The sequence below is a fragment of the Bacillus sp. 2175 genome (assembly GCF_057812155.1).
The window spans coordinates 4,225,132-4,251,400 of sequence record NZ_CM173819.1 but is presented as its reverse complement, the minus strand read 5'-3'; the positions used below and the strand labels follow the sequence as shown (position 1 = coordinate 4,251,400).

At 36.4% G+C, this 26,269-nt stretch carries 27 protein-coding genes; 20 read left to right on the top strand and 7 right to left on the bottom strand.

The features are described from left to right. Positions 1–27: 27 nt before the first annotated feature. The 4 genes from etfB (at position 28) to uvrC (ending at position 4,275) form a co-directional block, all read left to right on the top strand. Entirely contained in the window at positions 28–801 is a 774-nt protein-coding gene (gene etfB / locus ACXKY9_RS22020; RefSeq protein ID WP_001029028.1) for an electron transfer flavoprotein subunit beta, read from the top strand. A 36-nt stretch (positions 802–837) separates the two neighbouring features. Beyond that, complete coding sequence (gene etfA / locus ACXKY9_RS22015) at positions 838–1,815, top strand: electron transfer flavoprotein subunit alpha (RefSeq protein WP_000101949.1); 978 nt, start codon at positions 838–840, stop codon at positions 1,813–1,815. A gap of 211 nt (positions 1,816–2,026) precedes the next feature. Continuing rightward, positions 2,027–2,341 carry a thioredoxin gene (gene trxA, locus ACXKY9_RS22010; RefSeq protein ID WP_001018943.1) on the top strand — a complete coding sequence of 105 codons (315 nt, stop codon included), beginning with the start codon at positions 2,027–2,029 and terminating at the stop codon, positions 2,339–2,341. Between the two features lie 149 nt (positions 2,342–2,490). Beyond that, on the top strand, positions 2,491–4,275 hold the full coding sequence (gene uvrC / locus ACXKY9_RS22005; RefSeq protein WP_000544296.1) for an excinuclease ABC subunit C: 1,785 nt from the start codon (positions 2,491–2,493) through the stop codon (positions 4,273–4,275). A gap of 115 nt (positions 4,276–4,390) precedes the next feature. Here uvrC and ACXKY9_RS22000 read toward each other — a convergent pair whose 3' ends face one another. Then, complete coding sequence (locus tag ACXKY9_RS22000) at positions 4,391–4,840, bottom strand: YslB family protein (protein ID WP_000042226.1); 450 nt, start codon at positions 4,838–4,840, stop codon at positions 4,391–4,393. Positions 4,841–5,140: 300 nt separating this feature from the next. Between ACXKY9_RS22000 and sdhC the strand changes: the two genes are divergently transcribed. The 4 genes from sdhC to ACXKY9_RS21980 all read left to right on the top strand — a co-directional run bounded on the left by sdhC (position 5,141) and on the right by ACXKY9_RS21980 (position 8,867). Next, positions 5,141–5,767, top strand: coding sequence for a succinate dehydrogenase cytochrome B558 (sdhC, locus tag ACXKY9_RS21995; RefSeq protein WP_000678354.1), 627 nt, complete (start codon positions 5,141–5,143; stop codon positions 5,765–5,767). 13 nt (positions 5,768–5,780) lie between these two features. Next, complete coding sequence (gene sdhA, locus ACXKY9_RS21990) at positions 5,781–7,574, top strand: succinate dehydrogenase flavoprotein subunit (RefSeq protein WP_000676750.1); 1,794 nt, start codon at positions 5,781–5,783, stop codon at positions 7,572–7,574. Next, the gene (sdhB, locus tag ACXKY9_RS21985; protein WP_001291824.1) at positions 7,567–8,328 is read left to right on the top strand and encodes a succinate dehydrogenase iron-sulfur subunit; all 762 of its coding nucleotides are present in this window, start codon (positions 7,567–7,569) and stop codon (positions 8,326–8,328) included. The genes sdhA and sdhB overlap by 8 nt, the downstream gene beginning before the upstream one ends. A gap of 92 nt (positions 8,329–8,420) precedes the next feature. Beyond that, entirely contained in the window at positions 8,421–8,867 is a 447-nt protein-coding gene (locus ACXKY9_RS21980; RefSeq protein WP_000822734.1) for an acyl-CoA thioesterase, read from the top strand. 36 nt (positions 8,868–8,903) lie between these two features. Here the strand turns inward: ACXKY9_RS21980 and ACXKY9_RS21975 are convergent, their stop codons facing one another. Beyond that, positions 8,904–9,683, bottom strand: coding sequence for a M15 family metallopeptidase (locus ACXKY9_RS21975; RefSeq protein WP_000720201.1), 780 nt, complete (start codon positions 9,681–9,683; stop codon positions 8,904–8,906). 266 nt (positions 9,684–9,949) lie between these two features. On the opposite strand from ACXKY9_RS21975, the gene motA reads away from it, so the two are divergent. Both motA and motB read left to right on the top strand, forming a co-directional pair. Continuing rightward, complete coding sequence (motA, locus tag ACXKY9_RS21970) at positions 9,950–10,744, top strand: flagellar motor stator protein MotA (RefSeq protein WP_000344853.1); 795 nt, start codon at positions 9,950–9,952, stop codon at positions 10,742–10,744. Continuing rightward, the gene (gene motB / locus ACXKY9_RS21965) at positions 10,734–11,522 is read left to right on the top strand and encodes a flagellar motor protein MotB (protein WP_001256734.1); all 789 of its coding nucleotides are present in this window, start codon (positions 10,734–10,736) and stop codon (positions 11,520–11,522) included. The genes motA and motB overlap by 11 nt, the downstream gene beginning before the upstream one ends. 26 nt (positions 11,523–11,548) lie before the next feature. Here motB and ACXKY9_RS21960 read toward each other — a convergent pair whose 3' ends face one another. Beyond that, positions 11,549–12,376 (bottom strand): 5'-nucleotidase, lipoprotein e(P4) family, encoded by an 828-nt coding sequence (locus ACXKY9_RS21960; RefSeq protein ID WP_000782774.1) that lies wholly within the window; start codon positions 12,374–12,376, stop codon positions 11,549–11,551. A gap of 342 nt (positions 12,377–12,718) precedes the next feature. Here ACXKY9_RS21960 and ACXKY9_RS21955 point away from each other — a divergent pair, with 342 nt between their 5' ends. The 3 genes from ACXKY9_RS21955 (at position 12,719) to ACXKY9_RS21945 (ending at position 15,382) form a co-directional block, all read left to right on the top strand. Continuing rightward, positions 12,719–13,603, top strand: a complete 885-nt coding sequence (locus ACXKY9_RS21955) for an ABC transporter ATP-binding protein (RefSeq protein WP_000058117.1) — start codon at positions 12,719–12,721, stop codon at positions 13,601–13,603. 2 nt (positions 13,604–13,605) lie between these two features. After that, a complete protein-coding gene (locus ACXKY9_RS21950; RefSeq protein WP_001224975.1) occupies positions 13,606–14,832 on the top strand; it encodes an ABC transporter permease in 1,227 nt (408 codons plus the stop codon). 118 nt (positions 14,833–14,950) lie between these two features. Continuing rightward, complete coding sequence (locus tag ACXKY9_RS21945) at positions 14,951–15,382, top strand: Rrf2 family transcriptional regulator (protein ID WP_000512998.1); 432 nt, start codon at positions 14,951–14,953, stop codon at positions 15,380–15,382. Between the two features lie 61 nt (positions 15,383–15,443). On the opposite strand, the gene ACXKY9_RS21940 is transcribed toward ACXKY9_RS21945, so the two are convergent. Together ACXKY9_RS21940 and ACXKY9_RS21935 are read right to left on the bottom strand one after the other, a co-directional pair. After that, the gene (locus ACXKY9_RS21940) at positions 15,444–16,109 is read right to left on the bottom strand and encodes an aquaporin (RefSeq protein ID WP_000913213.1); all 666 of its coding nucleotides are present in this window, start codon (positions 16,107–16,109) and stop codon (positions 15,444–15,446) included. 143 nt (positions 16,110–16,252) lie between these two features. Further along, positions 16,253–17,218, bottom strand: coding sequence for a DMT family transporter (locus tag ACXKY9_RS21935; RefSeq protein WP_001201633.1), 966 nt, complete (start codon positions 17,216–17,218; stop codon positions 16,253–16,255). Positions 17,219–17,318: 100 nt separating this feature from the next. On the opposite strand from ACXKY9_RS21935, the gene ACXKY9_RS21930 reads away from it, so the two are divergent. Then, complete coding sequence (locus ACXKY9_RS21930) at positions 17,319–17,891, top strand: helix-turn-helix domain-containing protein (protein ID WP_000661924.1); 573 nt, start codon at positions 17,319–17,321, stop codon at positions 17,889–17,891. A 61-nt stretch (positions 17,892–17,952) separates the two neighbouring features. Here the strand turns inward: ACXKY9_RS21930 and ACXKY9_RS21925 are convergent, their stop codons facing one another. After that, on the bottom strand, positions 17,953–18,138 hold the full coding sequence (locus ACXKY9_RS21925; protein WP_000038411.1) for a PspC domain-containing protein: 186 nt from the start codon (positions 18,136–18,138) through the stop codon (positions 17,953–17,955). A gap of 183 nt (positions 18,139–18,321) precedes the next feature. On the opposite strand from ACXKY9_RS21925, the gene ACXKY9_RS21920 reads away from it, so the two are divergent. The 3 genes from ACXKY9_RS21920 to gerE all read left to right on the top strand — a co-directional run bounded on the left by ACXKY9_RS21920 (position 18,322) and on the right by gerE (position 21,346). Beyond that, a complete protein-coding gene (locus ACXKY9_RS21920) occupies positions 18,322–19,563 on the top strand; it encodes an amidohydrolase family protein (protein ID WP_000219550.1) in 1,242 nt (413 codons plus the stop codon). A gap of 97 nt (positions 19,564–19,660) precedes the next feature. Continuing rightward, entirely contained in the window at positions 19,661–20,956 is a 1,296-nt protein-coding gene (locus ACXKY9_RS21915) for a purine/pyrimidine permease (protein ID WP_002132615.1), read from the top strand. A gap of 165 nt (positions 20,957–21,121) precedes the next feature. Next, positions 21,122–21,346 carry a spore germination transcription factor GerE gene (gene gerE / locus ACXKY9_RS21910; protein ID WP_000659484.1) on the top strand — a complete coding sequence of 75 codons (225 nt, stop codon included), beginning with the start codon at positions 21,122–21,124 and terminating at the stop codon, positions 21,344–21,346. A gap of 242 nt (positions 21,347–21,588) precedes the next feature. On the opposite strand, the gene ACXKY9_RS21905 is transcribed toward gerE, so the two are convergent. After that, a complete protein-coding gene (locus ACXKY9_RS21905; protein ID WP_001236345.1) occupies positions 21,589–22,818 on the bottom strand; it encodes an IS110-like element ISBth166 family transposase in 1,230 nt (409 codons plus the stop codon). Positions 22,819–23,170: 352 nt separating this feature from the next. On the opposite strand from ACXKY9_RS21905, the gene ACXKY9_RS21900 reads away from it, so the two are divergent. The 3 genes from ACXKY9_RS21900 to gerM all read left to right on the top strand — a co-directional run bounded on the left by ACXKY9_RS21900 (position 23,171) and on the right by gerM (position 26,158). After that, positions 23,171–23,842 (top strand): type 1 glutamine amidotransferase domain-containing protein, encoded by a 672-nt coding sequence (locus ACXKY9_RS21900; RefSeq protein WP_000919605.1) that lies wholly within the window; start codon positions 23,171–23,173, stop codon positions 23,840–23,842. 275 nt (positions 23,843–24,117) lie between these two features. After that, positions 24,118–24,927: a glutamate racemase gene (gene racE / locus ACXKY9_RS21895; protein WP_000774010.1), complete on the top strand. Its 810-nt coding sequence runs from the start codon at positions 24,118–24,120 to the stop codon at positions 24,925–24,927. A gap of 181 nt (positions 24,928–25,108) precedes the next feature. Next, the gene (gerM, locus tag ACXKY9_RS21890; protein ID WP_001126749.1) at positions 25,109–26,158 is read left to right on the top strand and encodes a spore germination protein GerM; all 1,050 of its coding nucleotides are present in this window, start codon (positions 25,109–25,111) and stop codon (positions 26,156–26,158) included. Positions 26,159–26,269 lie beyond the last annotated feature (111 nt).

Here is a 26,269-nt window from a genome sequence, read left to right as displayed (position 1 = left end):
TTTCTGAAAAACAAGGGGGTAAATGGAATGAACATCTACGTACTCATGAAACGAACATTTGATACAGAAGAAAAAATCGTAATTAAAAACGGTGCAATTTACGATGGCGAAGCGGAATTCATCATCAACCCTTACGATGAATATGCAATTGAAGAAGCAATTCAAGTAAGAGACGCACAAGGTGGAGAAGTTACAGTTGTAACAGTCGGTGGCGAAGATAGTGAGAAAGAACTTCGTACTGCATTAGCAATGGGCTGTGATAAAGCTGTATTAATTAATATTGAAGATGACGTAGAAAATGGTGACCAGTTCACGACAGCAAAAGTGCTTGCTGAATATTTAAAAGATAAAGATGCAGATTTAATTTTAGGCGGAAACGTTGCAATTGATGGTGCATCTGGACAAGTAGGACCACGCGTAGCTGAAGCGTTAAATATTCCGTATGTAACGACAATTACAAAACTTGAAATTGACGGTACAAATGTGAAGATTGAGCGTGATGTTGAAGGTGATACAGAAGTGATTGCAACTTCATTACCAGTTTTAGTAACAGCACAGCAAGGTTTAAATGAACCGCGTTACCCATCGCTTCCAGGTATTATGAAAGCGAAGAAAAAGCCGCTAGAAGAATTAGAATTAGATGATTTAGATTTAGAAGAAGATGATGTGGAAGCAAAGACAAAAACAATTGAAATCTATTTGCCTCCTAAGAAAGATGCAGGAAAAGTGTTACAAGGCGAGCTGCAAGATCAAGTAAAAGAACTTGTATCGTTGCTCCATACAGAAGCGAAAGTAATCTAATAAAATACGAAATTATATATGCAGGAGGGAAAATCTATGGCTCGTAAAGTATTAGTAATGGGTGAAGTTCGTGATGGATCGCTACGTAACGTTTCTTTTGAAGCGGTAGCAGCAGCAAAAACAATTGCAGAAGGCGGTGAAGTAGTAGGTCTTCTAATTGGAGACAGCGTTGCCTCTTTTGCAAATGAATTGATTCATTACGGTGCAGATCGCGTTGTGACAGTTGAAAATGATAAATTAAAATCATATACATCTGATGGTTATGCACAAGCGTTTTTAGCTGTACATGCTGAAGAAAATCCAGAAGGTATTGTCTTGGGACATACAGCACTTGGCAAAGATTTATCACCAAAATTAGCAGCGAAGCTTGAAGCTGGTTTAATTTCTGACGTAACTGCTTTAGAGGTTGAAGGTGGAAATGTTATCTTCACTCGTCCAATTTACTCTGGTAAAGCATTCGAGAAGAAGATTGTAACAGACGGCATCTTATTTGCGACAGTGCGTCCAAATAACATTGCAACTCTGGAAAAAGATGAGTCTCGCAGCGGTGACGTATCTTCTATTACAGTTGATGTGAAAGATTTACGTACAATCATTCAAGATGTTGTCCGTAAAACGGCAGAAGGTGTGGATCTTTCTGAAGCGAAAGTTATTATCGCTGGTGGACGCGGTGTGAAGAGTGAAGAAGGTTTTAAACCATTAAAAGAGTTGGCTGACGTACTAGGCGGCGCTGTTGGGGCATCTCGTGGTGCTTGTGACGCTGAATACTGTGATTACTCATTACAAATTGGTCAAACTGGTAAAGTTGTTACCCCAGACTTATACATTGCATGTGGTATTTCTGGTGCGATTCAGCATTTAGCAGGTATGTCTAACTCAAAAATAATCGTTGCGATTAATAAAGATCCAGAAGCAAGTATCTTTAAAGTAGCTGACTACGGTATTGTCGGTGACTTATTCGAAGTTGTACCTCTTTTAACAGAAGAGTTTAAAAAGTTAAAAGTACATTCATGATTTTAGTACCCTTGAGTTCCAAGTGAAGTACCCCTATATATAGAAAAAGGTGAGAGATCCCCTGTCTCTCATCTTTTTAGTATTTAATCCGTATTTTTATATAGTATAAAGGAACATTTTTTTGTTACAATACATAACGATACATATTATTCGCCACGTATATAAGTTAATGATATACTCTTGGTAGAATATACTTGAAGGAGGAAATAAAATGGCAATTGTAAACGCAAATGACCAAAGCTTCGCAGCTGAAACTAGCGAAGGTGTTGTATTATTAGATTTCTGGGCACCTTGGTGTGGACCTTGTAAAATGATCGCTCCTGTATTAGAGGAAATCGATGCAGAACTAGGCGAAAAAGTAAAAGTAGTAAAAGTAGACGTTGATGAAAACCAAGAAACTGCTCGTCAATTCGAAGTAATGAGCATTCCAGCTCTTTTCGTATTAAAAGACGGTAAAGTAGTTGATCAAGCGTTAGGTTACAAACCGAAAGAAGCGTTAGTAGAATTAGTTTCTAAACACTTCTAAAATAAAAAAAGCTACCATTTGGTAGCTTTTTTTATTTTCTTTTTTACAGTCTTTCCGTTACAATAAAAGAACGTATGTTGGGTGTTTGGGCATAGTATGTTTTCAAGGGAAAATAAAAATGCTAAGTATGTAGAAATGGAGGGAGACGAGTGCACGAACATTTGAAAGAGAAGTTGGCTATTTTACCAGATCAACCTGGTTGTTATTTGATGAAAGATAAGCAAGGAACGGTTATATATGTCGGAAAGGCAAAAGTGCTTAAAAATCGTGTGCGCTCGTACTTTACTGGTTCACATGATGGGAAAACACTGCGGCTTGTAGGAGAAATTGTTGATTTTGAATATATTGTAACTTCTTCGAATTTAGAAGCACTTATTTTAGAGTTAAATCTAATTAAAAAATATGATCCGAAATATAATATTCAATTAAAAGATGATAAAACATATCCTTTTATTAAAATTACAGCGGAGAAGCAACCTCGCTTACTCATTACTCGAAACGTAAAAAAAGATAAAGGGAAATATTTTGGTCCTTATCCAAATGCACAATCTGCTCATGAAACGAAAAAACTGCTAGATCGTATGTATCCACTTCGGAAATGCACGAATATGCCAGATAAAGTTTGTTTGTATTATCATATGGGTCAATGTTTAGCGCCTTGTGTGAAAGAAGTGACGGAAGAACAAAATAAAGAAATTGTAGATGAAATTATTAAGTTTTTAAATGGTGGACATAAAGAAGTTCGTTCAGAACTAGAAATAAAAATGTATGAGGCCTCAGAGAAACTAGAGTTTGAACGTGCAAAAGAGTTGCGTGATCAAATTGCTCATATTGATGCGATTATGGAAAAGCAAAAGATGATTATGAGTGACTTAGTGGATCGTGATGTGTTTGGATATGCAGTGGATAAAGGATGGATGTGTGTTCAAGTTTTCTTCGTTCGAAAAGGAAAGCTAATTGAACGTGATGTTTCTATGTTTCCAATTTACGATGAACCAGAAGAGGGTTTTTTAACGTTTATCGGCCAATTTTATGAAAACAGTAGTCATTTTAAGCCGAAGGAAATTGTCGTTCCAGGAAGTATAGACTCGGAATTAGTAGAGCGCTTTTTAGAAGTGGAAGCGACGCAGCCGAAACGTGGTAAGAAAAAAGACCTTGTAGAATTGGCAAATAAAAATGCGAAGATTGCTCTTGAAGAGAAGTTTTACTTAATTGAACGTGATGAAGAACGAACGATTAAAGCGGTAGATCATTTAGGGAAGCAGCTTGGGATTGAAACGCCATATCGTATTGAAGCGTTTGATAACTCAAATATTCAAGGAACAAATCCCGTTTCTGCAATGATTGCTTTTATCGATGGGAAACCGGCGAAGAAAGAGTATCGAAAATATAAAATTAAAACGGTTCAAGGACCAGATGATTATGAGTCTATGAGAGAAGTTGTGAGGCGCCGTTATACAAGGGCGCTTAAAGAAAATTCACCTTTACCTGATTTGATTATTATTGATGGAGGAAAAGGCCATCTAGCGGCTGCAAGTGATATTTTAGAGAATGAGCTCGGATTATATATTCCGATGGCAGGTCTTGTAAAAGATGATAAACATAAAACCTCCCATTTAATTATTGGGGATCCACCGGAACCTGTGATGCTTGAGAGAAATAGCCAAGAATTTTATTTATTGCAGCGTATTCAAGATGAGGTGCATCGATTTGCGATTACATTCCATCGTCAATTACACGGGAAATCTGTTATTCAATCAGCATTGGATGATATTCCAGGAATCGGTGATAAACGGAAAAAGGTATTGTTAAAACATTTTGGTTCATTAAAGAAGATGAAAGAAGCTTCTATAGAGGAATTTGTCGAAGCGGGTATGCCGAAAAATGTCGCGGAGACGATTTATACGTATTTAACAGATAAGAAGACGTTGTAGTTTACAACGTCTTCTGTTTTTTGGTATAATTTCTGAAGATTTAAAATAAATGCATCTGAATGAAAATACAAAAAAGTCAACTAAACTGATATGTCTAGTTGACTGTAGGTAATGCTTACACTTCAATGAGATCTTTTATATCCCATTTTACAAGAAATGTAATAGAGTCAGAACGTTTTTTCTTTTCTTCGTATGACTCTGCAACGACGTTCCGTTGCTTTTGGATTTGTTCAGCGATGAATCCGGCTTCTAGTTGATAAGAAGAATGTCGTTTTTGTTTTTGACGTTCTGCGATGAGTGTGCCTTTAAGTTGGAACTGCATTTCACGACGCTTATGTTCAACAATGCTTAAAGTGCCCCAGCCAGCCTTTTCAAAGAACTGAATGACTTCTTCAATTGTTTCTAGCGGATATTTTCTTGCAAGGTTTCTACCAGACCAGTATAAAATACCATCTAAATCGTTGCCGATTAAATCAGGTAGTAATTCTTCACGTAGCAATTCATAAGCGAAGGCGTTCAATGAAACATCTTCTAAAGATGTTGTATCGATTGTATTTTTACTCACAATATTCCCCTCTTTCTATAGGGAGTATTATATAACATTTCACATTTATAAAAACAGATTTTTCTTTAGGAAAATCTGAATATATAAGAAGAAAAAAAGAATTGGCAAATTATATGCAAATTATGTATACGTTTTCTTGACGCTTCGACAAAAATAGGAGTAAAATGAACTTGGTATCAAATTATGCTGAAATATTTCGAATAATTTTTTCAGTTTTTCTTATGCCAATAGTGAAAAAACATTATTGTCATAAACTAATCTGAAAACAGCAGTCAAACATTCAAGGGGGGTAATGGGGACATGAAAGGCCGCGAGTATACGTTTCGTAAGTGGCACTCATTAATGGGGGTCATCCCGGTTGGTGTCTTTTTGACGCAACATTTAATTGTAAACAACTTTGCAACACGAGGAGCAGAGGCTTTTAACAAAGCTGCAGGCTTTATGGAGCTCCTTCCATTCCGGTATGCGCTAGAAATTTTCATCATCTTTTTACCGATACTGTACCATGCTATATATGGCTTATATATTGCATTTACAGCTAAGAACAATGCGGTTTCTTACGGTTATTTCCGTAACTGGATGTTCGTTTTCCAAAGAATTTCAGGTATCGTTACGCTGATCTTCATTTCTTGGCACGTCTGGGAAACTCGTATTCAAGCAATGTTAGGTAAAGAGGTAAACTATGATATGATGGCAGATATTTTAAACAATCCAGCTATGTTTGCATTCTACTTAGTTGGTGTTGTTTCAACAATTTTCCACTTTGCAAATGGACTATGGACATTCTGCATCAGCTGGGGAATTACAGTATCTCCACGTTCACAAAGAATCTCTACTTATGTAACATTAGCTATTTTCTTAGGTTTATCTTATGTAGGTGTGAGTGCATTATTAGCGTTCATCGATCCACAGCTAGCAAACCAGTAAGGAGTGGGAGAGCATGAAAGGGAAACTTATAGTAGTCGGCGGTGGCTTGGCTGGCTTAATGGCAACGATTAAAGCGGCAGAAGCAGGAGTAAATGTTGAACTGTTTTCTTTAGTACCAGTAAAACGTTCACATTCTGTATGTGCTCAGGGCGGAATTAACGGTGCCGTAAATACGAAAGGTGAAGGGGATTCTCCATGGATCCACTTTGACGATACAATTTATGGTGGGGACTTCTTAGCGAACCAACCACCAGTTAAAGCAATGTGTGAAGCAGCACCTGGTATCATTCATTTAATGGACCGTATGGGTGTTATGTTCAACCGTACGGAAGAAGGACTTCTTGATTTCCGTCGATTTGGTGGAACGCAACATCACCGTACAGCATTTGCTGGTGCAACAACTGGACAGCAATTACTTTACGCATTAGATGAGCAAGTACGTCGTCACGAAGTAGCAGGACTTGTAACGAAATATGAAGGTTGGGATTTCTTACGAGCTGTTGTTGATGATGAAGGTGTGTGCCGAGGAATCGTTGCACAAGACTTACAAACTATGGAGATTAGAAGTTTCGGAGCAGATGCCGTGATTATGGCAACAGGGGGCCCTGGTATCATTTTCGGAAAATCAACAAACTCCATTATCAATACAGGTACAGCAGCTTCTGCTGTATATCAACAAGGCGCATATTATGCAAACGGTGAGTTCATTCAAATTCACCCAACGGCAATTCCTGGAGACGATAAATTACGTCTTATGAGTGAATCTGCACGTGGTGAAGGTGGACGTGTTTGGACATATAAAGATGGTAAACCATGGTACTTCTTAGAAGAAAAATATCCGGCTTACGGAAACCTTGTACCTCGTGACATCGCAACGCGTGAAATCTTTGATGTTTGCGTAGAGCAAAAACTAGGTATTAACGGTGAAAACATGGTGTACTTAGATCTTTCTCATAAAGATCCAAAAGAACTAGATATTAAACTAGGTGGAATTATTGAAATCTATGAGAAATTTACAGGGGATGATCCTCGTAAACTACCGATGAAAATCTTCCCAGCTGTTCACTATTCAATGGGCGGACTATGGGTTGATTATAAACAGATGACAAATATTCCAGGTTTATTTGCAGCAGGTGAGTGTGATTATTCTATGCACGGTGGTAACCGTCTTGGTGCAAACTCACTATTATCAGCAATTTATGGTGGTATGGTAGCAGGACCAAACGCAATTGAGTATATGAAAGGTCTTTCTAAATCATCTGATGCTGTTTCATCTACTGTATATGAGCAAAATGAATTAATCGAAACAGAGAAATTTAACAATATTTTAACGATGGATGGTAACGAAAATGCGTATGTTCTTCATAAAGAGCTTGGAGAATGGATGACAGATAACGTTACAGTAGTTCGTGAAAATAAAAAATTATTAGAAACAGATGCGAAAATTGAAGAATTAATGGCTCGTTACAAACGTATTAACATTAACGATACAGCAAGATGGAGTAACCAAGGTGCTTCATTTACACGCCAACTTGCAAATATGTTTGAGTTAGCACGTGTTATTACAATTGGCGCATATAACCGTAATGAGAGCCGTGGGGCGCATTACAAACCTGAATTCCCAAATCGTGATGATGCAAACTTCTTAAAAACTACGATGGCAAAATTTGAGGGAGAAGGAAATGCACCAGCATTCCATTACGAGGACGTTGATATTTCGTTAATTAAACCACGTAAACGTGATTATTCTTCAAAACACGATGTAGCTGCTAAGGGTGAAGAGAAGGGGGATAAACAACATGTCTGAGAAAACAATCCGCTTCATCATTACGAGACAAGACGGGCCAGATGCGCAAGCGTTTGACCAAGAGTTTGAAATTCCATATCGTCCGAATATGAATATTATCTCAGCACTTATGGAAATCCGTCGTAATCCTGTTGATTCAAAAGGGAACCAAACAACTCCGATTGCATGGGATATGAACTGCTTAGAGGAAGTATGTGGTGCATGTTCGATGGTGATTAACGGAAAACCACGTCAATCATGTACGGCACTTATCGATCAATTAGAGCAACCAATTCGCTTAAAACCGATGAAGACATTCCCGGTTGTACGTGACTTGCAAGTTGATCGTAGTCGCATGTTTAATGCTCTAAAACGCGTTAAAGCGTGGATTCCAATTGATGGTACGTATGACCTAGGTCCAGGACCAAGAATGCCTGAGAAAAAGCGTCAATGGGCTTATGAGCTTTCAAAATGCATGACATGTGGTGTTTGCTTAGAATCATGTCCAAACGTAAACAGTAAGTCTGACTTTATTGGACCAGCACCGTTATCACAAGCTCGCTTATTCAACTCACATCCAACGGGTGAAATGCATAAAGCAGATCGCTTACGTGCAATTATGGGAGATGGAGGACTAGCAAACTGTGGTAACTCTCAAAACTGTGTGCAATCATGTCCGAAGGGTATTCCTTTAACAACTTCAATTGCGGCATTAAACCGTGATACAACAATTCAATCGTTCAAAGATTTCTTTGGTAGCGATAATAACTATTAATAAATATTGCCTCTTCATATCGAAGAGGCAATATTTATAACTTTATTTTTCTGTTTATTCTGTTTATTTAAAGGTGAAAAGGGGAGATAACAATGAAGAGGATTTCTTATATTGAAGACTTTGAGCAATGGGAAAGTGGTTTTTCGTTTTACAACCCTGTAAAGGTTCGTTTTGGTGAAGTAGATATGTTTGGACATGTAAATAATGTCGTTGCTTTTACTTATTTTGAAGAAGCTCGTATTGCGTTGTTTAAAGAACTTGGATTTATGCAAGAGTGGACACATGCATCATCAGAAACGATGATCGTTGTTGCGGATTTACAATGTAATTTTATTAAGCAAATATATTTTGATGAACAGCTGAAGGTGTATGTAAAGGCAGGATCGGTCGGGAATTCTTCTTTAGATTTACATTATATGGTGAAGAATGCAGCAGGAGAGGTTTGTTTAGTAGGTCGTGGAATGATGGTTCAAGCGTCGAAAAAAACAGGAAGAGGCGAACCATGGCCTGAAGAATGGAAGAAGAAATTACTACAATAATAGAGTGAAAGAAAAATAAGAGAGCAATTTGCTCTCTTATTTTTTGTCTTCCATCGCTTCTTCTAATGTTAAGTGATGTTTATATAGGTATGTAGCGTATGGATTACCAACGTAGCGTAAGTGCCATGGTTCATATGCATATTCTGTTGTATCTGTTTTATCTTCTAAGTAACGAATGACAAAGCCGAATTCATGAGCGTGTTCTGCGACCCATTTTCCTTCTGCTGTCTCCCCGAAGATAGGCTCTAATTGAAATTTAGCTGATTTTGAACTAATATCCATTGCTAAACCCGTTTGGTGTTCACTTGTACCAGGAATTGCGCTTACCGAATTAGCTTCGGCTTTTCCCTGGCGTCTAACGTATGTATCATGCAACGATTTTTGGCGTTTGTATGAACGATAACCAGATACAGCTGTAAGATCAAGCCCTTCTTTTTTCGCAGCTTTAAACATGTTTTCAAGTGCCTCTGCAGCATCTTTTCGCAGCAATGTTTTTTCTTTATCTTTTGGACTAATAAATGGTACATTTGGTCTCGTTAAGTCTTCAGGAATGTATCCATCTGGTAGTTTTCGATGTTTATTAATTAAGACAAGATTAGATTTGGGATTTGTTACCACTGAAAAGTCATTGTCTATTTTCTTTGCATTATGATCAGCTTTTGGAAAAGCAGGAATCTCTTCTTTTTTATGGTTATTATGCTTTTGACTTTCGACAGCTTTTGCTTCATTATGTAGTGGTGTTTTAGAACCAAAGTAAGCGAAAGATGTGATCCCGATTACAATAGTAGTGGCAGAAATAATTATTATCTTTTTCATGATGCCTTGTAATCACAGTCCCTTCTTAATAAAATGTGTAATGTTTTTTTATTATAAATCTAGTTTGTTGGAAAAGGAATATAAGAGTCATAACGTAATAGAAATGCAAAGAAAATGTCAGAAAATGTGTGAATTTGTAGTATTTTTTTATATAATTCATTTCTTATCTTTCATGAAATGCATTTTTTATGTAATATATATACATAAGAAGATGTAGCGATTATCGAGAATAGAGAACTTCTTGTATAGACTGGGAGTGAATGGGAATGGATTTTGCAACAATTATTGGACTTATTTTAGGATTTGTAGCAGTGGTAGTAGGGATGGTCGTCAAGGGCGCTGACATAACAGCCTTATTAAATCCTGCCGCAGCATTAATTATTTTTATCGGTACATTTGCTGCAGTATGTATTGCATTTCCGATGAATCAACTAAAAAGGGTTCCAAAACTATTTAAAGTTCTTTTTGGTTCAAATAAAAAGGATTTAAGTTATGAACAGTTGCTAGAATTATTTGTTCATTGGACATCTGAAAGTAGAAAATACGGTATTTTGTCTTTAGAGCAACAATTAGACAAAATTCAAGATGAATTTCTTTTGCGCGGTATGAAATTTGTGATTGATGGCGTATCCGCAGAAGATTTGGAGCAGATTTTGGAATCTGAATTAGAGGCAATTGAAGAAAGACATGCAAAGGGAGCTGCTATTTTTTCACAAGCTGGTACGTATGCACCGACATTAGGAGTTTTAGGTGCTGTTATCGGTCTTGTAGCTGCGCTTGGTAACTTAACTGATATTGAAAAGTTAGGTCATGCTATTTCGGGTGCGTTTATTGCAACGATTTTTGGTATTTTTTCAGGTTATGTATTATGGCATCCATTTGCAAATAAGTTAAAGCAAAAATCTTCAGCTGAAATTGAGAAAAAACGTTTAATCATTGATTGTTTATTAATGTTACAAGAAGGTACATATCCGTTTATTATGAAGAACCGCATTTTAGGTGCACTTTCTGCAACTGAGCGTAAAAAGCTAGAAAAAGGAGCAGAAAAAAATGCGGAGTAAGAAAAATAGAAGAGGCAAAAAGAAAAAACATGATGAGCATATCGATGAAACGTGGTTAATCCCATATTCTGATATGTTAACGTTGTTATTTGCATTGTTTATCGTTTTATTCGCAATGAGTAGTATAGATGCTGCGAAGTTTAAACAGATGGCAGTTGCTTTTCGAAGTGAATTAGCTGGGGGAACAGGTAACAAAGAATTTTTAAGTGATCAAAAGCCAAATGATGAAAAAGAATTATCAGCAAGTAGCCTTGAGGCAGAACAAGCAAAAAAACAAGAAGAAGCTAGAGCTAAAGAAAAAAAAGAGATGGATGAATTGAAAGCATTACAAAAAAAGATTGATCAATATATTAATGAAAAACAATTATCCTCTTCTTTTCAAACTAAATTAACTGAAAAGGGATTAATGGTGACAATATTAGAAAATATACTGTTTGATTCGGGGAAAGCAGATGTGAAATTAGAATCTTTAGGGATTGCAAAAGAGATGTCTAGCTTACTTGTTTCAGCGTCACCTCGTGAAATTACAGTATCGGGTCATACGGATAATGTCCCTATTGCCAATGCGCAGTTTGCGTCGAATTGGGAATTAAGTACGCAGCGGGCAGTTAATTTTATGCAAGTATTACTGCAAAATAAAGAATTACAACCAGAAAAATTTAGTGCGATTGGATACGGAGAATACCGTTCAATTGCTCCAAACGATACACAAGAAGGAAAGGCAAAGAATAGACGTGTGGAAGTATTTATCTTGCCTTTAACAGAGAAAGTAAAATAAAAGAGGATGGCGAATGCCATCCTCTTTTATTTTACTTCAAATGATTTTAAGTTGTCGCGACGGATTTTATCTTTTTCTGCATCTGATTTTTTGAAATCATAATCATATAAAGCGCCTTCCCAATCGCCATACATTGGATTCGGGAAAATAATGAATTTCTCACCAAATTGTGCTTTTGAATCTGCTACTGTTTGGTTACGATCTTTTACAGATTTTCCATCAAAACCTGTGAAATCAGATAAGTTATCACCGAAGAATAAGACAATATCATGAGTTTGAGAAACGAGTTCACGGCGTTTTTCTTTTCCTTTTTCTTTCGGATCTTGTAGTAATATATGTTCTTTCGTTGCTTGAGGAGCACCTACACGCTCAAGATTTTTAATTGTCGCATCTAGTTGATTCGTTTTACGATTTGAGATGTAGTAAATATCTACACCTTTAGACTCTGTATATTTTAAGAAATCAATTGCGCCTGGAAGGGCTTCAGCCTCAGCTTTGTTAATCCAATCATCCCATTTGTAAGGATAGCCTTTGCCTGTTTTTACGCTCATTGCTTGATGAGGACTGTTATCTAAAACAGTTTCGTCTAAATCAAGCACGATAGCAGGTTTTTTCTCTGTCCCTTTTGCAAGAATTGTATCAAGCTTTAATTGACCAATGTTGTACCCTTGGTAGTAAAGTGCTTTCGTTTCACCGGCTGTTTGATACCATAAATCAGCCATTAATTGTTGTTCTGTTAATTTTACTTTCTCTTCTTTTGCCACTGTTTTCTCTGGTGTTCCTGAACATGCTACAAGTGATGTAGATAGAACCGCTACAGATAATAAAGTGGTAATGCCCCTCTTCATCTTCATATGTATCCTCCTTGATGTTAGAAAATCATTTTATATTATATATTAAAATATAATATTTTTATATGAACATTTGCATATTGTCTTTTGTATATATAGTAGTATGTCCTATATTAGAAAGATGAGCAAAATAATAATAGTTGTTTTGACAATTTTTATTGTCGTAATGACAATTATAATTGACAAAAAGAACTTTGTTATTTACAATTTTAACTAAATAGAACAAATGATGGATTAATGACGATGTTTACATATAAGAGGATGAAGCGCGGTGCTATATTTTGTCTTGAATAAACATAGTCTTTGAAAGAGAGTACGAATGATACTAAAGGGGAGGCTTTATACTTGAGTTTACAAATTCAAAACTTAACGAAACAATTTGGGGAATCAAAAGCAGTTAACGGTTTGCAAATTTCGTTACCAAAAGGTGAAGTACTAGGGTTACTTGGACGAAATGGTGCAGGGAAAACAACAACAATCAAAATGCTTCTCGGATTATTAACGCCTAATGAAGGTTCGATTACATGGGATGGAAAAGCATTTGGAAATAGTGGTGTAACAATTGGGTATTTACCAGAAGAAAGAGGTTTATATACAAAAAGTAGAGTAATAGATCAGCTGCGATATTTTGGTAGATTAGAAGGAATGTCGAAGAAAGAAGTGGATCACGCTATTGATCACTGGTTAGAGCGTTTAGCGATACCAGAATATAAATTTAAAACGGCTGGAGAGCTTTCAAAAGGGAATCAGCAAAAAATCCAATTAATTGCTGCTCTTCTTCATAATCCGGAACTTCTCATTTTAGATGAACCATTCAGCGGCCTTGATCCAGTTAATGCTGGGATGTTAGCTAGTATTATTGAAGAACAAGTACAGAGCGGAAAGACGATTATTTTATCAAGTCATCGTATGGAACAAGTAGAGGCTTTTTGCCAACATGTATGTATTTTGAAAAAAGGTGAAGCAGTCGTAAAAGGACAGCTAAGTGATATTAAGAAAGAATACGGTTTCCGTAATTTAACGATTGAAGATACAGTAGAGAATGAAAAGGGATTAGAAGCTATACATGTATCGTATGAAAAACAACAAGGCCTTCTTTATGTGAAAGTACAAGACGATGCGGAAGCTCTCAAGATTTTGCAACAGTTGCAAGAGCAAGGTGTTAGCTTACGACAATTCAAAATGTTAGAGCCGACGTTAAACGAAATCTTTGTAGAGAGGGCGAAATAACGATGCGTAAATTTTCTCACGTATTTTCATTTTATTTTAGGGAAGCATTTTTATCTAAAAAATCATTAATTACGAGTGCGATTTTATTTTTAGTTGTGTTTGGGATTTTTGCATTTAATCATTTTACTTCAGGCGATGATAAAAATAAGGATAAAGATAAAATTGCAGTTGTAGTAGAGAGTTCCACATATAAAGTACAAAAAGATGAGCTAAATAAGCTATTGCCATCAGCAAAAATAACAATTGGTTCAAAGGATGATTTTGATAAACTGCATAAGCAAGTAGAAGAAGGCGATTTAGATGGTCTATTCCATGTGACGGAAAAGGATGGGGCTCCATCGATTACATATATGTATAATGGATTTCCAAGCCAAGCAACTTCTGCAATTATGGCAGGATATTTAAAGCAACAATATACGATGGTGACGATTGCCAAAAATAATGTTTCACCAGAAATTGCACAGCAATTACAAACAGAAATTCAAGTAAAGCAAGAAGCGATAAAAGATCGTACATCTTCTTTCGGAATTGCCTATTTCTTTACATTTGCTTTATATATGTTTATTGTAGCGTTCGGAAATACAATCGCAATGAATATTGCATCTGAAAAGGCGTCACGTGTAATGGAAGTAATGCTTCCGAAAGTGAAGCCTCTTACGATGATGTATGCGAAAATTTTAGCGGTTGTTTCAACGGCGTTATTGCAACTTGTCATATTGGCGTGTGGTTATCTTATTCCATATTTGTTAGGTTGGGTCGATTTAGAAAGTGCCTCACTACTTGGTATTCCAATTGACTTTACGAAATTAGATGCAAAGGTTATCAGCATGTTTCTTGTTTATTTCATTACGGGATATTTACTTTATGCGATGATGTATGCTGCTGCTGGAGCTGTCGTGTCTAAGACGGAGGATTTACAAGCTGTATCTTTCCCGGTAATGATTTTAATTATGGCTGCATTCTTTATTAGTATTAAATCATTAAGTGATCCGAATAGTACTATCGTCGTTGTAAATTCTTACGTTCCCTTTTTTACACCGATGGTTACCTTCTCACGTATTGTAGCTGGTGAAGCAGGTATGCTAGAAATTACGATAACATTAGCAGTCTTATTGGCGACAATTGCGGTATTAAATGCTGTTACAAGCCGCATTTACGTAAACGGCGTAATGAATTACTCAGATAAAGTGAAATTTAAAGATTTAGCGAAATTTATAAAGCGTCAATAATGAGAGAAAAGCATGATTTCCTATTGAAATCATGCTTTTTCTTTATGTATAAATTAAAAATAGTATATAATGATAAGAGTCGTCTTTTAATAGAATGAATAAAAAGGAGGGTGTGCAGATGGGGATTAGTAGTCGTTTTACAGTAGGTGTTCATATGCTGACATTACTTGCGATAGATCGAAACTCTCGCTGTACCTCTGAATGGATTGCCGGTAGTGTGAATACAAATCCAGTTGTGATTCGTCGCATTACAGGAATGTTGAAGAGAGCAGGACTTGTTGATGTACAAGCTGGTAAAGGTGGTACGACACTTGCTCGAGATTTAGAAGAAATTACATTACTTGATGTATATAAAGCAGTGGAAGTTGTAGAAGAAGGACAGCTATTTTCCTTCCATGAAAATCCCAACATTGAATGTCCAGTAGGAGCTAATATTCAATCAGTATTAGAAATTATTTTAATGCAAGCGCAAGAAGCGATGGAAAACGTACTTGCAAATGTAACGGTAGATCAATTAGTTACAAATTTAAAGTCTAAAATGAAAGAATAAAAAAAAGCGAGCTTCCTCATAATGAGGGCTCGCCTTTTTTTATTCAGAAATATTGAAAATTCTATTTTTCAGTATTTAAAATGAATTTACCTACGATAGCTGCGAAGATACCACCAAGAATTGGTGCTACGATGAATACCCATAGTTGAGAAAGTGCTTCTCCACCAACAAATAAAGCTGGTGCGATACTACGAGCTGGGTTAACAGATGTTCCAGTTAACGGAATTCCTAATAAGTGAATTAAAACTAATGTGAAACCAATTACTAGTCCAGCTAAAGAAGAACTTCCTTTTTTACCTGTTACAGCAACGATAACTAAAATAAATACGAAAGTTAAAATGAACTCAACTAAAAATGCTCCAGATAAACCAAGAGTTCCGAAACCATTTTGTCCTAAATTATCTAAAGGTGTTTTAGCAGATTTTAAAATTGTTACTAACGTTGCAGTTCCTAATAAACCACCTAAAATTTGAGCTAATACATAATAACAAAGTTCCATAGCGTTCATTCGTTTGTTGATGAACATAGCTACTGATACTGCTGGGTTAATGTGACATCCAGAAATTGTTCCGATGCTATATGCCATAGCTACAATAGATAGACCGAAAGCCATAGCGATTCCTAATGTTCCAATTCCTTCAATTCCGCCGCCAGTGACGGCTACTCCAGTTCCGAATAATACAAGTACAAATGTACCAATAAATTCAGCGATTGCTTTTTTTAACATAATTTACCTCCTATTAATGCGCATGAAACGTATTATAACATAAGTTTTAGTATAAAGAGCCAATGAAATACTATTCTGATAAGGCGAAATAGGGGGACAATAAAAAAGAGTATGGTTCATCTCTATAGAACCATACTCTTTTTTTATGCTGATTTTTTCTGTTTAACGACTGGAACAGAACGGTTTAAAATACTATTTGCAACCATTCCTAACATGATAATAATCATTCCGATGAGAGAAAGTCCTCCAGGGAGTGAACCATTTAAGAAAATGATTTCACCAAGCACGGTAAAGACCATCGTTCCAGCTTGTGTTGCTTCAACAGCTCCAAGTAGAGAGAGGTTATCTTTTGCTAAGTCAGTAGCAAAGAAAAATGTCATCGTTGCAATAACACCGGAACATAATGCTAACAGAAATCCTTGAAGCATTTGGTTGGATGTTGGAATGCCAGTAGTAGAAAATCCGTATATACCAAGCAAGATTGTTATAGGAAGACTTCCAATTGCCATTCCTAATACACGTTGGAACGTATCAAGGCGTCCACCAACAAGCTCCATCATTTTTCGGTTACCGAACGGATATAAGAAAGCGGCTAATACGACAGGTAAAAAACCTGAAATGAACTGAGTCATTGTAATATGGCCTGCGGCAGTTGTTTGCATACAAATTACACCAAGTAAAATAAATAATGCAACATATAAGCTACGAAGTGGAATTTTTCCACGTACAAGTTTCGTACCTGATTTTGTTTCTATTTTCACGAAAAATAGTGGTGATAGTAGTAAACCAGCTAAAATCGTAACTTGCCAAGTTCCAGCAACGAGCCAAGCTGGAGAAAAGACAGCTGCGAAACTTAATAAAGAATAAAAACCAATACCGGCAACAGAACCCCATCCGATCCATGCCAATGGATGTTTTTTTAACTCTTCCCATAATCCCCTAAAGTTTTTGCGAAATAAAACGATAAGGAATAAAATAGGAAGAGCAAATAAAAAACGGAAGGAAGCTGTCCAAGCCCAGCTCGTTCCAGATACATTCATTGCTCTATTAATAATAAAGGTTGCAGAAAAAAAGGCCGATGATAAAAGACCTAATAAAATTGCGCGCATGAAGTATAACACTCCTTTCGAAAATAAATAATTATGTATAGTATGATATACTTTTAATTATTAAAAGTAAACTATTTTATACTTTAAGGTGGTTTTATATATGAAAGAAAATGAAGATATGCAAACGAAAGAAGTCATTCAACAAGTTGGACAGTTATTGAGACAAATTCGAAATGAACAGAAATTAAGTTTAGAAGAATTAGCTCATAAAACAGGAGTTAGTAAATTAACATTAGGAAAGATCGAAAGAGGGGAAACAAATCCGACACTAGCTGTCATTTGGAAAATAACGAAAGGGTTATCAATTCCTTTATCCAGATTAATGGTTGTTGGAGAACCTGTAGCTGTTGCGCGCTGTGGAGAAGGATTTGCAGTAGATGAAGGACAAGCGTGGCATTTAGAAACGATGTTCCGTTATACGAAAGAAACAGGGATGGAAATGCACCGTGCTTGTTTACGATCAAATAGTATATATGAGCCAGAAGCTCATCATGAAGGTGCGATTGAGCTTGTAACGGTAATGAAAGGGAAAGTGTCTATTCAAGTGGAGAATGATGTATACGAATTAAATGAGTTTGATTCCATTCAATTTGAAGCGAATAAGAAGCATATTTATAAAAATGAAGAAGAAGAAGTAGCGGTATTACATTTAACGATGAAATATTCTTCATGAAAAAATCACCTATAGGATTCTATAGGTGATTTGCTCTTCTTAAGTATGTGAAATAATGCCGTTAGTACGAACGTGGCATAAGTAATAAACAAATGAAATAAACTAAAAATCCTGTCCCAAAACATAAAACAGCAATAACCCAAATGATACGAATAAGAGTAGAGCTAATATCAAAATATTCTCCTAAACCACCACATATACCAAATAGCATTTTATCAGTTTCGGATTTACATAACTTTTTTGACATATTCCAATCAACTCCTTTTTATATCAAACTGCATACTTTTATTCTATATGGAAATTTATGAGAAGACTATGGGGTTGTATTACATTTTTTTGTGAGAAGTGATCGTATTAATTGTCTTAATTTTCAGTGGATATTAAAATTGTAGTTATGAGGTGATTTTTAATAAAGGGTGGGGAAATAGAGATGACAGTATATTGGTTGGCTAACGTAATGCTTGAATCAGGATATACATATGAAGAAGAGAGAATTTCAAAAACAGAAACAGAATTATGCAGTTTACTTATTGAAGATGGTCGAATTAAAAAAATTATAAAAGGGATTGTTCAAGAGGAAGATATAGTAACTTTTGATGCTAAGAACTTATTAATGTTGCCAGCTTTCAAAGAGATGCACATTCACATTGATAAAACATATTATAGTGGCCCATGGAAAGCTTGTATGCCAGCAGAAAGTATTTTTACACGTTTTAATGAAGAAGAAAAAATTTTACCAAAGCAATTAGCGACTGCCCGAAATAGAGCGGAAAATATGCTAGAGTTACTACTGCAAAATGGTGCAACGAATATTAGAACGCATTGTAATGTCGATCCGATTATTGGGCTTGGTAATCTGGAGGCGACGTTAGCGGCATTAGAAACATATAAAAATCGAGTGTCTAGTAGAATTGTTGCGTTTCCGCAACATGGATTATTGCGCAGTGATTCTGTGCAACTCGTGAAAGATGCGATGCGTATGGGTGCTCATCTAGTCGGAGGAGTAGATCCAGCTACAGTAGATAATGACATTGAAAAGTCATTACATACAATTATGGATATCGCAGTAGAATTTAATGCGGATGTTGATATTCATTTGCACGATGCGAATAATCTTGGAACGTTTACGATGAAGAGATTGGCAAGTTTAACAGAAGAAGCAGGATGGCAAGGCCGTGTAACGATTAGTCATGCACTTGGACTTGGTGGTGTTACTGGTAAAGAGGCTGAAGAAGTGGCAGAAAGACTCGCAAATGTAAATATTGATATTACTTCAACAGTGCCAATTGGTAAACAAGTAATCCCAATTCCGTTATTAGATAAAAAAGGTGTTAAGGTTGCATTAGGCAATGATAGCATTACAGATCATTGGTCACCGTTTGGAACAGGTGATATGCTTCAAAAGGCGAATCGATTAGCAGAGCGTTTTGGGTGGAGTGACGAAAGGTCTTTAGGAAAAGCACTCCGCTTTATTACAGGGGGAAAAGAAACGTTAAATAATGAAGGGAAGCGAGTATGGCCGAATGTAGGGGATGAAGCGAGCTTTGTTTTGACGAATGCGACATGCGCTGCTGAAGCAGTAGCGCGTCAAACAGAAAAACGTTTAGTCGTGTATAAAGGAAATATTGTTGTTGGAAGTTTAAATGAGGTGGAATTAAATAATCTTGTGTAGAAGAATCGTTTAAATATTTTGAGGAGGGTTCTAATGGTGAGTATAGAACTCTTCTTTTTTATTCTTACAATATATTTTTATAGGAAAGCTAGAAGGGATGAAAAAATTGGACAATCAACATAACCAAAATCATATTATGGGAACTTTGCAATGGTTTATATTTTTATTAGCAAATTCAATAGCACTACCAATTGTCGTTGGCGGATTATTTCATCTTACGACGGAAGAAATATTTTATTTAATGCAGCGTACGTTTTTTGTAGTTGGTATATCTTCTTTTTTACAAGGGTGGCTTGGGCATAGACTGCCAATTGCGGATGGGCTGGCTGGATCTTGGGTTGGTGTATTTACCGTACTTGCTTATGCAACGGCCGGACAGGATCAATTACATAGTACACTGCAAATTTTAGAATTAGGAATGATAATCTCCGGTGTTATTTTAATAGGATTAGGAGTAACTGGTTTTATAGGACGTATTTTATTTTTATTTACGCCGCTTGTGACAGGGACGTTTTTACTTTTATTATGTTTACAATTAAGTGGTGTATTTTTAAAAGGAATGTTAGGAATTACAGCTACTATTTCTCAAATCGACGGATTTACAGCAATGATCGCGTTTAGTATATTTCTGTTCGTTATTATACTATCTAATTTTGGAAAAGGCTTTGTCAAAAGTTATGCAGTTTTAATAGGATTAATTAGTGGGTGGATTATTTTTCTCATTGCAGGAAAAGTGACAATCCCATCTCAAGTAACTCATTTTGTGCAACTTCCACATATATTTGCTTGGGGACTTCCAAAATGGAATACAGGTATGGCTGTATCAAGTTTCGTTATGGTATGTATTTTAGTTTCGAATACGGTGGCAGCTATTATAGCAATTAATCAAGCAACTATTCATAAAGCGACTATTGAACAAAAACAGTTGAAAGATGGAACATGGGTTGGGGGGATTTCGCATCTCATCTCTTCTGTATTTTCAACTGTAGGTGTCGTTCCGTTACCAGCAACGGCAGGATTCATACGTTTAACAAAACAAAAGTATATACGATCGTTCTTAATGGCATGTGCGTTACTAGTCGTAATGTCTCTTTTTCCAAGTATTATTCGTTACTTAGCATCTTTACCATCAGCTGTCGCATCGGCTGTTTTAATGGCTTCGTTCGTACAGTTAATTGGAATTGGATTTAATAATATAAAACAAGTGCCGATGAGTGAAAGGAATGTAACGATCTTAGGCGTTGCAGTATTATTTGGCAGCGGCGTTATGTTTTTACCGTCTGGAGCACTCCAATCCTTGCCGTCTGTTATGCAATATATATTCGGTAATGGTTTATTTGTAGGTACGGTTGTAAGTATATTGCTAGAACAAATATGGCGCGTTGGAAAGTAAGTGGATAAAAAGAGTGTACGCACTGTATAAAAGTCTAAAATAACATAGGAAATAAAGCCCATTTTCATTCACCACCTGCACATTTCGTTCATACAATATCTTGACTAAATAAACACCCAACTTACACATACACAGCTCTGGCTTAAGCAAGGAGGGTTATACCAGTTGAAGGAAAAAGCGTATCAATCTAAACCTTTACTCACAAAGAGAGAGAGAGAAGTATTTGAATTGCTGGTTCAAGATAAAACAACGAAGGAAATTGCAGGTGAACTTTTTATAAGTGAAAAGACAGTTCGCAACCATATCTCAAACGCAATGCAAAAGCTAGGGGTTAAAGGACGTTCACAAGCAGTTGTGGAGCTTCTTCGTATGGGAGAGCTCGAATTATAAGAAAGCAGCCGACTTTTATATAAAAGTCGGCTATTTTTTGTTTGCTTCACTTGCTATATGAATGATAAGAACACTCCATACATAAATAGGTAATAAGACCTGCGGTAGTATGTCAACTGAAAAACAAAAGAATTTTTAGTTATCAAAGGCCTATTTACTAAAAAAAGACATCACGAAACTAAACCAGTAACGTATGTAATTTACTGGAAATTAATTGAAAGGTAGCGATGACAAGTTTTATGTCACACTTTCACGCACCTTTCTGGCGTAAAGAGTTGGTGACTACGTAGTAGCGCATCCACCAATCGCACAAGTTTTCTTGCGGTTAGAACGAGTGCACGTTTGTGTTGATGTTTTGGTACTTCATTATATTTTTTTACGTAATATTCTTGATAATCAGATACGTGCCTTCTTACTGAGTTGGCGGCTTCAACTAAGTAATACCGCAAGTAATGATTTCCATTACGGGATAACGAAGTGTTTTCTGCGGTGAATCGACCAGACTGGTGCGTACGCCAATATAATCCGGCATATTTTGCTACCTTGGTTTCATCATCAAATCTTTCGATTTGACCAATCTCAGCGATAATACCGGCGGCGAATACAGGACCAATTCCAGGAATGGACTCAAGTGTTTGCGTTAATCCAGCCATGATTCGCTTAATGGATTTTTCTAGTTCTTTGATTTGCTGTTGATAGGTACGAATCACCGCAATTGATGTTCCTAGAAGAACATCGATTGAGTCTTCTACGACCTTATCCAAACGATAGGAAGAGCGAACAGCCTTTTGAATGGTCGATGCGATACATTTTGGGTCACCGAATCGGTTTTTCCCTTTCTTTTGTAGGAACTCAGCGAGTTCCTCTAAAGGCATGTCAGCTAATTCTTCTAGACTGAATTTTTCAAGAAACAGTTCCATCATGGCGTTGCCAAAGATAGAAGAATCCACTTCTTGTGAGAACGTATTACATTTATAACTTAGGTGTTGGAGAAAATGTTGTTTTTCCTTTGTCAACATTCTAACGAGCTGATAACGAGATCTTGTTAATTGCTGGAGTGCCACATACTGACTTTCTTTTACGATGGACATTTGATTCCGTCCAAATCGTAAGTAATCAGCGATGACAAAGGCATCAATCTCATCTGTTTTATCCATGTCAGAATAGCTTTTCTTGAAATTTGCAATTTGTTTTGGATTCATCAGAAATACCTTTGCCCCAAACCGTTGTAAGTCTTCATCATAATGAAGAAACATAGATGGATGAAAACTATAAACAGATGTGGATTCTAGACCGATTTTAAAAGTTTCAATTTCTTGGTTGGCTATACACTGTAACACTCGCTCTTTGAGCGCTGTGGCACCTGGCAAGTCGTTGTTGACCGAAAAGGAATCTAGCTTTTTCCCTTCACCATTTAAAATACAAGCTTTTATATCAAACGAACTTACATCTAAACCAACAAATAATCTCATGTAAGAGACCTCCCTTCTATTTAGAATCATTCCTCGGACGTCTCGAGATATCTCTAGTGTGCACGCCGACCAACAACCTCGTGTATGAGAGCTAGTCCTGAATCGAAAGCCGCCCTAGAGCTACTAACATCTAGGTTCGAGGGTCAGGCTGCTCAGCCTGCGAGTAGGGAGTCCCGCACGTTCACTGAGAAACACTCTTAATTATGTGGTAAGTCCACAGGAGCGGTAAGAATTGTCCCAAATGATCCTAAGACCATTATCTAGAAATATCTTGAGACGTCCAAGAGTTATTTTACAGGTCTCTCATGAAAGTAAAAAAATTAAGTTTAAACATACTATACGAGGAGGGGATATGTTGAAAAGGATACTGTTAGTTTCAACAAGTGCTCATGATATGAATGGACACCCGACTGGTTTGTGGCTGGAAGAGCTCGCAGCTCCTTATCATGTATTTAAAAAGGCTAAGTTTGATGTTGATATTGTGTCAATAAAAGGTGGGAGAGTACCTATAGATAGAGTGTCTATTCCGAATGGTATACCTCGCGAATTCAAGCATGTAGCTTCTTTATTGCAAAATACGAGGCCGATTTCAAATGTTCATTTTTCGGATTATGATGCGGTTTTATTTGGTGGTGGGCACGGGGCGATTGTAGATTTTCCAGGTAATCCATATGTAGCAAATTTGATTGAGAATATGTATAACAATAACCGGATTGTAGCGGCTGTTTGTCACGGAGTAAGCTCTTTAGTCGGTGTGAAAAATAAGGATGGCTCGTTTTTTGTTGCGGGTAAGCGTATAACAGGTTATACAAACGATGAAGAAAGAGCTGTACATTTAGAAAAGCGCGTTCCGTTTTTGTTAGAAAGTAAGTTGAAAGAAGAAGGAGCTTTGTTTTATGTAGCCCCCAATTTTACGCCGCATGTAGTAGTAGATGGTCATTTAATTACAGGACAAAATCCACAGTCTAGCGTGGAAATAGGTAAGGCTATAAAAAGGGCTGTAAATAAATTATCGTCATTTTAATTTCTGCTCATTTCTTCTTATTAACGGGAATGTCTTCTTTTCAAAAAAAGATGGAGCAATGAATATGCACTTTATATAGAAGAAACCGACTTTCTTATAGAAGGTCGGTTATTTTTCTATCTTGCAAATTACGAAAAAAAGGAGCAAAATAAAAAAGGTCCTAGTCTATACATGGGCAAATGAAAATTTTCATACAGAAGCATTTGAAGTGAGCGAACTTAAAGTGTGTAAAATATAATGATAAACATAAAAGATGATGAATGAGAAAACGGGTGATGAAGTTGAATAGAGCAATCGGTGTTATCGATTCAGGAGTTGGCGGTTTAACAGTAGCGAAGGAATTAATTCGTCAGTTGCCGAAAGAGCGTATCATATATTTAGGAGATACAGCACGTTGTCCTTATGGTCCACGTTCTCGAGAAGAAGTACGTCGATTTACGTGGGAAATGACGGAGCATTTACTAAATTTAAATATTAAAATGTTAGTTATTGCGTGTAATACAGCAACTGCAGTTGTATTAGAAGAGATGCAAAAACAATTACCAATTCCAGTAGTAGGAGTTATTCACCCAGGATCACGTACAGCTTTAAAAGTGACAAACACGTATCACGTTGGGATTATTGGAACGATTGGAACGGTGAAAAGTGGTGCATACGAAGAGGCGTTAAAGTCTATTAATAACCGTGTTATGGTAGAAAGTTTAGCTTGTCCACCTTTCGTTGAACTTGTAGAGAGTGGGAATTTCGAAAGTGAAATGGCGTATGAAGTTGTAAGAGAAACGCTGCAACCACTGAAAAGTACCGATATTGATACACTTATATTAGGGTGTACACATTATCCGATTTTAGGACCTGTTATTAAAAAAGTAATGGGAGATAAAGTGCAACTAATTAGTTCTGGTGATGAAACAGCACGTGAAGTAAGTACAATCTTATATCATAGTAAAATGTTGAATGAAGGAGAAGAACAAAGCGATCATCTCTTCTTAACAACAGGAAAAATAGGCTTGTTTAAAGAAATTGCATCAAAATGGTTCGGTCAACCGATTGAAAATGTGAAGCATATTCATTTAGAAAAAGAATAATAGTAGAATTTATATAAGTGAGCTCCTGAGAAATCAGGAGCTTTTGTTTTATCTTGCTATTTGCTGGGTAGTAAGACCCCTGCTGATTAAAGTTTCAATTTATAAGAGGCACAGCTTGTTCTAAAACGTGAAACAGCTCGTATACATAATAGTACAAACTTAGATTTTAGGGGGGAATGGCATGCCTAAATCCACTTTTAAATGGGTTGTTGGTGCTACTGTGAGCGCTGTTTTACTAACAGGGTGTGGCTTTATAAATCAAGAGAAAGCAACTGAACAAATTGATCCACCAAAACAAGTTACGTATACAGAGGGTGGGAAGAAAGAAGTAGCTAAAAAAGATAAGCAAGGGCAAATGGTAAATAGAGAACTATACCTTGTTGATAAAAATGGTTATGTTGTACCACAAACGTTAGCTATACCTACTCCGAAAGCAAATGAGACTGTGAAGCAAACGTTAGAATACCTTGTGAAAGATGGACCGGTAACGAATTTATTACCAAATGGGTTTCGTGCAGTCATTCCGGCGAATACAACGATGACCTTAGATTTGAAAAAGGACGGAACGGCAGTTATTGATTTCTCTAAAGAAATGAAAAACTATGCGAAAGAAGAAGAGCGTCAAATTGTTGAATCTATAGCTTGGACGTTGACGCAATTTACAGAGATAAAACAAGTGCAGTTCCAAATAAATGGTGAGAAATTGGCAAAAATGCCGGTTGGTGGTACACCGCTTGGTGAAGGAGTGAGCCGTGCAAATGGTATTAACTTCGATGATGAACAAGTAACAGATGTAACAAATACAAAACCAGTCACACTGTATTTTATGGCGCAAAATAATAATAAACAGCAATACTACGTACCAGTCACACGCCGCGTTGCGGAAGGTAAAGAAAATGACTATGCAGCAATTATAGATGAGCTTGTAAAAGGTCCGATCCATCAATCGCTCCTAAATGATTTTAATCCAGGCGTTAAGCTTATTACGAATCCGAAATTACAAGACGGAAACCTTACATTAAACTTTAATGAAAATATATTTGTAAACCCAGATAAAAATATGATTTCAAATTACGTATTGAAGTCGTTAGTTTTATCTTTAACAGAAAAGAAAGGTGTGAAAAATATTTCTATTGAAGTAAATGGAAAAGCAAATCTTATAGATGAAAAGGGCGGAAAGTTAATAAAACCTGTAGATCGTCCAGAAAACGTGAATACAGGTAGTTTTTAATCTTGAATAATTTGATATACTTAAGTAAGAAAGGAGAATTGCTTTTTGGGTTCTCCTTCTTTTATTGTATACATATCATACATTTAAATTTGGCTATACTAACGAGTAGTA

Bases quoted from the DNA above. Each gene is read 5' to 3' on its own strand.
- etfB (WP_001029028.1), top strand. From the start codon at position 28: ATGAACATCTACGTACTCATGAAACGAACATTTGATACAGAAGAAAAA.
- etfA (WP_000101949.1), top strand. From the start codon at position 838: ATGGCTCGTAAAGTATTAGTAATGGGTGAAGTTCGTGATGGATCGCTA.
- trxA (WP_001018943.1), top strand. From the start codon at position 2,027: ATGGCAATTGTAAACGCAAATGACCAAAGCTTCGCAGCTGAAACTAGC.
- sdhC (WP_000678354.1), top strand. From the start codon at position 5,141: ATGAAAGGCCGCGAGTATACGTTTCGTAAGTGGCACTCATTAATGGGG.
- sdhA (WP_000676750.1), top strand. From the start codon at position 5,781: ATGAAAGGGAAACTTATAGTAGTCGGCGGTGGCTTGGCTGGCTTAATG.
- sdhB (WP_001291824.1), top strand. From the start codon at position 7,567: ATGTCTGAGAAAACAATCCGCTTCATCATTACGAGACAAGACGGGCCA.
- ACXKY9_RS21980 (WP_000822734.1), top strand. From the start codon at position 8,421: ATGAAGAGGATTTCTTATATTGAAGACTTTGAGCAATGGGAAAGTGGT.
- ACXKY9_RS21975 (WP_000720201.1), bottom strand. From the start codon at position 9,683: ATGAAAAAGATAATAATTATTTCTGCCACTACTATTGTAATCGGGATC.
- motA (WP_000344853.1), top strand. From the start codon at position 9,950: ATGGATTTTGCAACAATTATTGGACTTATTTTAGGATTTGTAGCAGTG.
- motB (WP_001256734.1), top strand. From the start codon at position 10,734: ATGCGGAGTAAGAAAAATAGAAGAGGCAAAAAGAAAAAACATGATGAG.
- ACXKY9_RS21960 (WP_000782774.1), bottom strand. From the start codon at position 12,376: ATGAAGATGAAGAGGGGCATTACCACTTTATTATCTGTAGCGGTTCTA.
- ACXKY9_RS21950 (WP_001224975.1), top strand. From the start codon at position 13,606: ATGCGTAAATTTTCTCACGTATTTTCATTTTATTTTAGGGAAGCATTT.
- ACXKY9_RS21945 (WP_000512998.1), top strand. From the start codon at position 14,951: ATGGGGATTAGTAGTCGTTTTACAGTAGGTGTTCATATGCTGACATTA.
- ACXKY9_RS21940 (WP_000913213.1), bottom strand. From the start codon at position 16,109: ATGTTAAAAAAAGCAATCGCTGAATTTATTGGTACATTTGTACTTGTA.
- ACXKY9_RS21935 (WP_001201633.1), bottom strand. From the start codon at position 17,218: ATGCGCGCAATTTTATTAGGTCTTTTATCATCGGCCTTTTTTTCTGCA.
- ACXKY9_RS21930 (WP_000661924.1), top strand. From the start codon at position 17,319: ATGAAAGAAAATGAAGATATGCAAACGAAAGAAGTCATTCAACAAGTT.
- ACXKY9_RS21925 (WP_000038411.1), bottom strand. From the start codon at position 18,138: ATGTCAAAAAAGTTATGTAAATCCGAAACTGATAAAATGCTATTTGGT.
- ACXKY9_RS21920 (WP_000219550.1), top strand. From the start codon at position 18,322: ATGACAGTATATTGGTTGGCTAACGTAATGCTTGAATCAGGATATACA.
- ACXKY9_RS21915 (WP_002132615.1), top strand. From the start codon at position 19,661: ATGAAAAAATTGGACAATCAACATAACCAAAATCATATTATGGGAACT.
- ACXKY9_RS21905 (WP_001236345.1), bottom strand. From the start codon at position 22,818: ATGAGATTATTTGTTGGTTTAGATGTAAGTTCGTTTGATATAAAAGCT.
- ACXKY9_RS21900 (WP_000919605.1), top strand. From the start codon at position 23,171: ATGTTGAAAAGGATACTGTTAGTTTCAACAAGTGCTCATGATATGAAT.
- racE (WP_000774010.1), top strand. From the start codon at position 24,118: ATGAAGTTGAATAGAGCAATCGGTGTTATCGATTCAGGAGTTGGCGGT.
- gerM (WP_001126749.1), top strand. From the start codon at position 25,109: ATGCCTAAATCCACTTTTAAATGGGTTGTTGGTGCTACTGTGAGCGCT.